We start from the raw sequence: 1288 nt of genomic DNA, 5'->3' as shown, positions 1-1288 counted from the left end.
GGGCGGCGGAGGCGGGGCGGCCGCACCCGGGCCGCGAGGCGCGGAAGGCGCCGGGGGAGGGGGCGGCGCGGCGTCCTGGTCGTCCACCTCGACACCGTGCGCGGTGACCGCCTGGGCCAGCCCGCCGTCGTACCCCTGCCCGACGGCCCGGACCTTCCATGCCGGACCCCGGCGGTACACCTCGACGGCGACGACCGCGCGCTCGCTCGTGAGCCCGACGAGCGGGAACCGCGCCCGCTCGGTGCCGTCGCCGCCGCGCAGCACCGCGGTGAGGAGCGGCAGGGCACCGAGCGCCGGGCGGTGCGGGTCGACGCTCACGACGCACAGGACGGCGTGGACGCGCGCGGGGATCGCAGCGAGGTCGAGCCGCACCCGCGCGGGCGTGCCCGGCTCGAGCACCGCCCCCGGCGCCGTCGGCTGGTTGTAGAACACGAGGTCGTCGGAGGACGCGACCCGCTGCTGCGCGTCGACGAGCAGCACCGAGACGTCACAGTCGGCGACCGCCGCCCCCGTGACCTCGACCAGCACGCCGGCGTCGGACCAGGGGGCGTTCTGCCCCTTGGCGAGCTCGAGCGGTGAGCTCACCCGAGGTACCGGGCGAGCGACGGGATGCTGTCGGCGGGTGTCCGCGCCTGCAGGCCCTCGCCGACGGCCTGCAGCTTCCACGCCGACCCCTGCCGGTACACGCGCGCCATGAGCATCCCGGTGAACGGCATCCCGCCCGCGAGCGTGTAGCGGGCGAGCTCGACGCCCGTGGTGTGGTCGACGAGCCGGCAGAACGCGTTCTGCACCTGCTCGAACGTCTGACCCTGGTACGAGGTCACCACGAGCATCACGCTCGTGACGTGCACCGGCACGCGGGTGAGGTCGATGAGCATCGTCTCGTCGTCGCCCTCGCCCTCCCCGGTCCGGTTGTCGCCCATGTGCTGCACGGAGCCGTCCCGCGTGCGGAGCTGGTTGTAGAACGCGACGTCCACCGGGTCGGAGCCCGCGAACAGGATCGCGGACGCGTCGAGGTCGATCTCGACCTCACGGCTGCCGAACATCCCGCGCTTCTTGACCGGGTCCCAGCCCAGGCCCATGCGGACCATCGTGAGCGCGACGCCGCCGTCCTTGGTCAGCGTGACCTTCTGGCCCTTCGTCAGGCTCACCGGGCGCGCCTTGGTCAGCTGCACCTCGCCGCTGCTCGCGGCGTCGGGCTGGCCGGACGCCGGGGCGGCGGGCACCGGGGGCGCCTGGACCGGCGGGGTGGTCTGCGCCGGCGGCGGCCCCCACGACCGGGCAGGGC

Annotated in this window: 2 protein-coding genes; both read right to left on the bottom strand. The window is 75.2% G+C overall.

What is annotated here, in order from left to right:
- A partial coding sequence (locus AB6N24_RS23090; RefSeq protein ID WP_412871695.1) for a TerD family protein occupies positions 1-585 on the bottom strand: 585 nt, incomplete at its 3' end.
- A partial coding sequence (locus tag AB6N24_RS23085) for a TerD family protein (protein ID WP_412871694.1) occupies positions 582-1288 on the bottom strand: 707 nt, incomplete at its 5' end. The genes AB6N24_RS23085 and AB6N24_RS23090, both read right to left, overlap by 4 nt.

Source organism: Cellulomonas jepli (assembly GCF_047229345.1).
GTDB lineage: Bacteria > Actinomycetota > Actinomycetes > Actinomycetales > Cellulomonadaceae > Cellulomonas_A.
The sequence above is the reverse complement of the archived record's forward strand: the minus strand, read 5'-3'. Positions and strand labels throughout refer to the sequence as shown.